Origin of the sequence: Moorena sp. SIO4A5, from assembly GCF_010672005.1 — a bacterium.
Taxonomy (GTDB): Bacteria; Cyanobacteriota; Cyanobacteriia; order Cyanobacteriales; family Coleofasciculaceae; genus Moorena.
This window is the reverse complement of sequence record NZ_JAAHHZ010000402.1, coordinates 1-4363: the sequence shown is the minus strand read 5'-3', so window position 1 is coordinate 4363 and position 4363 is coordinate 1. Positions and strand designations below refer to the sequence as shown.

At 44.7% G+C, this 4363-nt stretch carries 3 protein-coding genes and 2 pseudogenes; 3 read left to right on the top strand and 2 right to left on the bottom strand.

The features are described from left to right. Positions 1 to 587: 587 nt before the first annotated feature. A pseudogene (locus F6K57_RS37885) lies at positions 588 to 1828 on the top strand (RNA-guided endonuclease TnpB family protein). 13 nt (positions 1829 to 1841) lie between these two features. After that, positions 1842 to 2186, top strand: a pseudogene (locus tag F6K57_RS37880) (DNA-binding protein); the annotation flags it as partial. 7 nt (positions 2187 to 2193) lie between these two features. Here the strand turns inward: F6K57_RS37880 and sbcD are convergent. Continuing rightward, positions 2194 to 3417 carry an exonuclease subunit SbcD gene (sbcD, locus tag F6K57_RS37875; RefSeq protein ID WP_293022079.1) on the bottom strand — a complete coding sequence of 408 codons (1224 nt, stop codon included), beginning with the start codon at positions 3415 to 3417 and terminating at the stop codon, positions 2194 to 2196. Positions 3418 to 3542: 125 nt separating this feature from the next. Next, positions 3543 to 4139 (bottom strand): hypothetical protein, encoded by a 597-nt coding sequence (locus F6K57_RS37870; RefSeq protein ID WP_293073587.1) that lies wholly within the window; start codon positions 4137 to 4139, stop codon positions 3543 to 3545. A 40-nt stretch (positions 4140 to 4179) separates the two neighbouring features. Here F6K57_RS37870 and F6K57_RS37865 point away from each other — a divergent pair. Then, the coding region (locus F6K57_RS37865) for a hypothetical protein (protein WP_293073584.1) at positions 4180 to 4363 on the top strand (184 nt) is incomplete at its 3' end.

Here is a 4363-nt window from a genome sequence, read left to right as displayed (position 1 = left end):
ACCCTGAATCTTCACGGTAGTTTTGCTTGGGTATTGATTCAACCATGTAGGATAACTAGCGCAACAGTATGGCATCCTACAGTAGCACTGATTGCCATTTTTAGCTATTAGGGAAGTCCCAACCAATTATTCCAACTGACCTGATTTGTCTAATGATAGCCCTAATTACACTCAATGTTATTCAGGGAATCTTCTGAGTGCTGAGGGCTGATGCATTAATTAATATAACCCCATGATTTGGCATTCCACAAATTTTTCTGTTATATGTAGTCGGACATAAATAAACGGTACTGTCTCAAAAACTGTAAAATTCTTGTAACCATTACCCCAAAAGGTTTGGCCGATATTTACAAAACTTTATACAGCACCCAAAACTTTTGTCCGACTACTTACTAGTTTTATTGGAAAATTTTTTTTAACGAATAGGGGAGTTTGAGGGGTCGAAATTCCCCATCCCTATTTAGGGTGGGGGTGGATAGACCCCTGGCCGTAGGCCACGCTACGCGAACAAGGAATTAACGGAACTTGATAATTTACCACAAAGTATATATTATGATATATAAGGTCGATGGATGAGTGCAAAGACAGTGAACCATCAAGCCGTAAAAGTCAGAATTTACCCCACGCAGGAGCAAGTTCAGATACTTGCTCAACATTTTGGTTGTGCTCGTTGGTGGTGGAACTATGCATTAAATCAGTGTATAGAGACTTACAAGGAAACCGGCAAAGGGTTGTCTCGGTCTGCGCTCAATTCTATGTTGCCAAAACTCAAAAAAGATGAAAAAACTGTTTGGCTAAAAGACTGTTATTCTCAGGTTTTACAATCTGTAAGTCTCAACCTTAGTCGTGCCTATCAAAACTTTTTTGTTCGCGAAGCGTGGCCTACGGCCAGGGCAGGGCTAAATATCCTAGGTTCAAATCATTTCATCATCGCCAATCAATCCAGTATCCACAATACGTCAAACAAGTAGGTTACTGCTTAAAATTTCCCGGGAAACTGGGTGTTATCAAGGCTAAAATTCACAGAGAAATAGACGGGGAAATTAAAACTGTCACAGTTAGTAAAACTCCATCTGGTAAGTATTACGCTTCTGTGTTGATGGAGTATGAGTCGGACGATATAAAGCCATCCACCGACGGGAAGGTGATTGGTATTGATTTGGGTATCAAGGATTTTGCGATCACTTACGATGGCAAAAAGACCTCTAAGTTTGGTAATCCCAGACACCTAGCTAAATACGAACGAAAATTAGCCAAAAAACAGCGTATTGCCGCCCGAAAGAAAAAGGGAAGCAATGGACGGAAAAAAGCCAGAAAGATTGTAGCTAAGGTATACGAACGGATTGGAAATGTCCGCCAAGACTACCTACACAAACTATCCAGAAAAATAGTTGACAACAACCAAGTAGTAGTAGTTGAAAACCTAAATGTCAAGGGCATGGTTCGTAACCATAAATTAGCTAAAGCAATATCTGATATAAGCTGGGGAACCTTTGTGAACTTCCTGTCTTATAAGTGTGAAAAAGAAGGGAAGGTATTGGTTGAGATAGACCGGTGGTTCCCCAGTTCTAAAACCTGCTCTAATTGTCATTACCGAATCAAAGAGTTGCCACTAGATGTCAGAACTTGGACTTGCCCAAGTTGTGGAACTCATCATGACAGAGATGGTAATGCCGCTAAGAATATTAGAGCAGAAGGTATCAGAATGCTATCCTCCTCTGGGACGGGGGAGGTCAACGCTAGTGGAGAAGAAGTAAGACCAAGACGTGGACGCCCGTCCAAGTTAAGGCATTCTTCCGTGAAACTGGAAGCCCCAACCTCTACGTAGTAGGTTGGGGTAGTTCACCCATCTGCCTCAAATTACCAGAGGCAGACGTGGTCCAAAGGGTAAATGGCTTAAAAATCGTCCTCCTGCTCTAGCTAAGATCAATGTCAACCGTAATCACATTGGCTCGAATATGCACAAAAGTCCCAAAGACCGGAAGCCAGTGATTTCAGTAAAACGAAGTGGCGACAATCTATACGGAAACGAGGTAGAAATCCTCGGTCCATGTCGGATTGTCTATCAGCCAGATCACCCACTCGATTGTGGCGCTCGTCTGTGGATTGACCTACGGTCACGCTACGCGATCGAAACCTTCAGTGATATCCACTTCATCGGTGGTAGTTTTCCTGCTACTAGCTAATTACCAATTACCGATTTTTCTCTAATAGACATTCTGCAGCTTCTAGCATATCTGCAGCAATATCTCTGAGGTCTTGCCGATTCTCTAGATATGTCGATAAGGCATCCATCGGATCAATACTGTTACCTATACCCAGTTCCGGCAAGCGGGGACGGGCTAGCTGGCTGACTAATTCTGGACGAATGGTATAGTGGTGGGCTGGCCTCAAGGATTCATGTATCGCAGTATTGTCAATTAGGTCGAGCTGCTCAGAACGTAGCTTGTAAATCAGCCGGACTATAGCGTCTTTAATAGTTTCGTTACCAATAGCGTTTAGTAAAGTACTTTGGGGATCATCTGCTTCAGCAAGGTTGACCTCAATGGTACGGAAGGGACGCACTGACAAGGGACAAAATTCCCACTGAACGCGACCTTTGGACAGCTCAATCATGACATAACCTTTGTCTTCCTTCTCTTCACTGAAATCGACCCGCTCAATACTGCCAGGGTAAATGACTGGAGGGTCATTGGAGTGGTTGAGATTCTGGTGATGGTGGATGTGTCCTAAAGCTACATAATCAAAGCAGGGTCGAGTCAGTAGCGAGAGCGGAATAGTAAAACCTTTACCAACTGCTAGGAAGCGCTCTGCACCAAATCTAGCTTGGTCTGCCATTAAATGACCTAATAAGACCGTTGGCAGGTTTGGGTCAAGTTTACGAATTTCTGCTTCTAAGATTGGCTCAAGCCGTGAGATCAGGAGTTGGTTAACCTCGGCTAGGGTTAGACCTTCGGTGTCTGGGCGACTGAGAAGGGTGGAGTTGGTTAGCCAAGGTAGAGTAATCACCTGTACTGGACCATTGTCGGTTTGAATCTTATGAGTGGTGATGGTATCTCCTACTACAAATCCAGGCACACCTAAGGTGCGGTAAATGCATAAGCTAGCACCTCCTTGTCCTTGGGAGTGTTGGTCGTGGTTTCCTACTAGTAAAACTGTAGGAATGTTTGCATCTACTAAGCGACGAAATTGATTGGCAAAGGCTTGTTGAACATAGGGTGGTGGTGTGGCATCGGGAAAGGCATCACCGCCAAAAAGCACTAAATCCACAGGCTCGGTAATAGCTCGGTCAATACATTTAGCTAGGGTATTGACAAAATCTTCTAAACGTGTATTGATTCCAGTAGCAGGGTTGATTCGTCCATGGGAGAAGCCACTACCCATGTGGATGTCAGATAAGTGAAGAATTTTGATCATTAGCCATGATATACAATTTCGATTTGATAGGTGAATATACACTCTGTCAGGGAAAGGCAATAGGCATCCTAGCAATAGGCAATAGCATAAGCCATGTCCCTCAAACGTTGCTGAAAATGTATAGGTTATTCGTCAAGAATTTCAGATAAAGCTTGATGGATGACCTGTTTTTGCTCAGAATCGTATCTCCAGCGCTGCAGAAATTCTTGGTAGTTGCCAACTCCAGTAAGGGCGCTTTGCCTTAACTGTTGGGCAATGTCAAAGAGGCTTGGCATATTTAGTTGTTTAATGAGATTAGCACTACGCGTTCGCGGAGCGGCTCCTACGGAGCATCGCACTCGGTCTGATCCTTGAGCCATGTCTTCTTTGCCATTGCGGCGATGGTTCAATCCCATTGCCGCTGACATAGCTAAATTTTTGACTAACAGTTCCGCTACGATGTCGGGAGATGACTCTAGAGCTGTGATCACCTCTGGTGAGGGATTGTCGGCTAAGGTGCTGTCACTGGTAAGGTAGGTGACAAAGAAGCCTCTAGCACCATTTTTGGTTTTGACTAAGGATGCGTTCGCGAAGCGGCTCCAAAGGAGCATCGCTTCGGTAATTTCTGGCGATGTCAGTTCCCCTGTTACCATTTTGGTCATTATCGATTCGGTGAATGCGATGCTCCTTTGGAGCCGCTTCGCGAACGCATCATCAAAGGTTACGGTTTCTAGAATTTCCATGGCAGTTCAGAGGCTAGCTCAATCGTAGGTCAGTTTCAATTTGAGCACAATTTTCAGAAAACCGCAGATACAGCTTTTACTATCAATCCCCCAAAGCTATCAGCGGTCAGCGGTCAGCGCTCAGTGGTCAGCCCTCAGCGCTCAGCCGTCAGCCGTCAGCCGTCAGCCTTGGCCTTTGGCCACGCTACGCGAACAGCCTTGGCCTTTGGCCACTACTGATTGCT